Below are 2,742 nucleotides of genomic sequence, written 5' to 3'. Positions count from 1 at the left end.
GCCGCCTGCAGCGGCGCCTTCGTGGCCAGGGCCGTCGTGCGCGTGCGCCAGGGCGCGGAAGCGGCCTTCGGGGTCGTCGTGCCAGGCGGGCACGGCCACCGCGCTGTTGTCGAGGCCATCGCTGATCAGTGCAGCGGCTGTCTTGGGCCGGTCACGGCCACCAGTGCCGCGGTAGGCCGGCTCCAGGGGATTGCGGCTGAACCCATCGAGCAGGTCCATCAGCAGCAGCTCCTGATGCTGCTGCTCGTGTTGCAACCCCAGTTCGAGCAGCGCCAGCGTGGGGCGCGCCCGTTCCTCGGGCCAGACCTCCATTCGGTCGAGCAGGAGCTCGAGGGCCTGATCCACCTGCTGCCGCCAGGCCAGCACCGCGTCGATCGGTGGTCGGCTGAGCAGACCCCGCTGCGGCCGCGGATGGCGCGCTCCCACGGCGTCGTAGTAGCTGTTGAACAGATAACGCCACAGCTCCGGAGCCGGTGCGCCGCTGGTCTGTTCCGGCCGCAGCAGGAATTCCTCGAAGAACCAGGTGGTGTGGCCCAGGTGCCACTTGGGCGGACTGGCGTCGGCCATGCCCTGCAGGCAGAGGTCTTCCGGTTCCAGCGGAGCGATCAGGCGCTCGCTGATCTGGCGCACCTGCCGCAGCCGCTGCCGCAGGGTCACCAGCGATGGCCGTCCACTCGCCGTGCCCGTCCGGGGAACCATCACTGCCGTGCCCTCTGGGCTGACCCTAGGGAGTTGCCTACGATCCGCCCACAGCAACGTTGTTCGAGAAGGCCAGCGCGATGGGCGGTACGACTGAGGGGTTTGTCGGCGCAGTCGGCCACACCCCCCTGATCCGCCTGGCGGCCCTGAGCGCCCTCACCGGTTGCGACATCCTCGGCAAGGCCGAGTTCATGAACCCCGGCGGCTCCGTCAAGGATCGGGCCGCCCTCGGCATCCTGCTGGAAGCGGAGGAGCAGGGGCTGTTGCAGCCCGGCGGCACGGTGGTGGAGGGCACGGCGGGCAACACCGGCATCGGTCTGACCCACCTCTGCAATGCCCGCGGCTACAAGGCCCTGATCGTGATTCCGGACACCCAGTCGGCCGAGAAGATCGGCCTGCTGCGCAGCCTCGGCGCCGAAGTGCGCACCGTGCCGGCGGTGCCCTACCGCGACCCGAACAACTACGTGAGACTCTCGGGCCGCATCGCCGCCGAAACCCCCGGAGCCGTCTGGGCCAACCAGTTCGACAATCTGGCCAATCGCCGCGCCCACTACAACAGCACCGCTCCGGAAATCTGGGAGCAGACCGAAGGTCGGGTGGATGCCTGGGTGGCCGCCACCGGCACGGGGGGCACCTACGCCGGCGTGGCCCTGTATCTCAAGGAGAAGAATCCGGCGGTGCGCTGCGTGCTGGCCGATCCCCACGGCAGCGCCCTCTACAGCTGGGCCAGGACCGGCGCACTGCAGGCCGAGGGCCGCTCGATCACCGAGGGCATCGGCAACAGCCGCGTCACCGCCAACCTGGAAGGGGCGCCGATCGATGACGCCGTGCGCATCGACGATCAGGCTGCCCTCGACACGATCTACCAGCTGCTCTGGCAGGAGGGTCTGTTTCTGGGCGGCTCGGTGGGCATCAACGTGGCCGCGGCCGTGGAAACGGCCCGCCGCCTCGGGCCTGGCCATCGCATCGTGACCGTGCTGTGCGATAGCGGTGACCGCTACCGTTCGCGGCTCTACGACCGCGCTTGGCTGGAGAGCCGCGGTCTGCATCAGCCCGACCGCGACGGCGCTCAATCCCCGTCCTGATGGCGACCCCTTCCGATCCCAGCCCCGCCGAGGCGCCTGCTCCGCCGGAGGTTGGCCATCTGATCGGCGAGCGCTACCAGCTGGAGCAGTGCCTCAGTGCCCCCAGCGATGACGCCGCCCCGGTTCAGGGGCGGTTATGGCGGGCCAGTGACCAGCTGGCTGGCGGGGCCTTGATGGCCCTGCGCCAGCTGGGTCCTGCGGCGGATCAGGAGGGTGCTCGGCGCCGCTGGAGCCAGCTGCAGACGGTGCTCCATCCGCAGGTGCCGCGTTTCGGTGGCGCGATCACCGCTGGCGATGACCTCTGGCTGGTGCGGGAGTGGCAGGACGGGCGCACCTACCAGGAGCTGCTCGAGGCCCGCGCCGAGCGCCAGCTTGTGTTCGGCGGGGGGGAGCTGCTGCTGCTGCTTCGCCAGCTGCTGCCGGTGCTGGTGGCCCTGCACAGCCAGGAGCTGGTCCACGGCGATCTCTGTCCGGCCAATCTGCTGCGCCGCGATCGGGATGGCCAGCCGGTGCTGCTGGATTTCGGCCTGGTGGGCGGCGGCGTCGTGGCCACAGCGGGCTATGCGCCCCCGGAGCTGGCCCAGGGCGGCGCAGCTCAGCCCTGGATGGATCTGCATGCCCTCGGCGTCACGGCCCTGGTGCTGCTGAGCGGCGAGCCGCCGGCCTCCCTGCTCGATCCGGTCAGCCTGGAATGGCGCTGGCCGGCGACGCTTGACGCCGAACCAGAGCTGCGCCTCCAGCTGGAGCGACTGCTGCAGCGGGATCCGGCCAGTCGGTTCGCCAGCGCCGCCCAGGCTCTGGCCGCACTGCAGGCTCTCCCCATGCCGGACAGCACCGGCCCGGTGCCCCGCGCGGATCGCACGCTGGTGCTGGTGGCGCCTGCACCGTCACCGCTGCCTGGTCCCGTCGCGCCGGAACTGCCCCTTGTCGGCCTGGCCGAGAGCCAGCCGCTGCCCGC

General features: G+C 70.8%; 3 protein-coding genes. 2 read left to right on the top strand and 1 reads right to left on the bottom strand.

What is annotated here, in order from left to right:
• Positions 1 to 699: DinB family protein (locus tag VB716_RS09100; protein WP_323270296.1), on the bottom strand; the 699-nt coding region annotated here is incomplete at its 3' end.
• Between the two features lie 80 nt (positions 700 to 779).
• On the opposite strand from VB716_RS09100, the gene VB716_RS09095 reads away from it, so the two are divergent.
• Positions 780 to 1,784 (top strand): cysteine synthase A, encoded by a 1,005-nt coding sequence (locus VB716_RS09095; protein WP_323270295.1) that lies wholly within the window; start codon positions 780 to 782, stop codon positions 1,782 to 1,784.
• Positions 1,784 to 2,742 (top strand): protein kinase domain-containing protein (locus VB716_RS09090; protein WP_323270294.1); only part of this gene is annotated, 959 nt, incomplete at its 3' end. The genes VB716_RS09095 and VB716_RS09090, both read left to right, overlap by 1 nt.

It is taken from the genome of Synechococcus sp. CCY9201 (assembly GCF_034931105.1).
Lineage (GTDB): Bacteria > Cyanobacteriota > Cyanobacteriia > PCC-6307 > Cyanobiaceae > CBW1002.
Note: the sequence above shows the minus strand (reverse complement) of the source record. Positions and strands in the feature narration are given on the sequence as shown.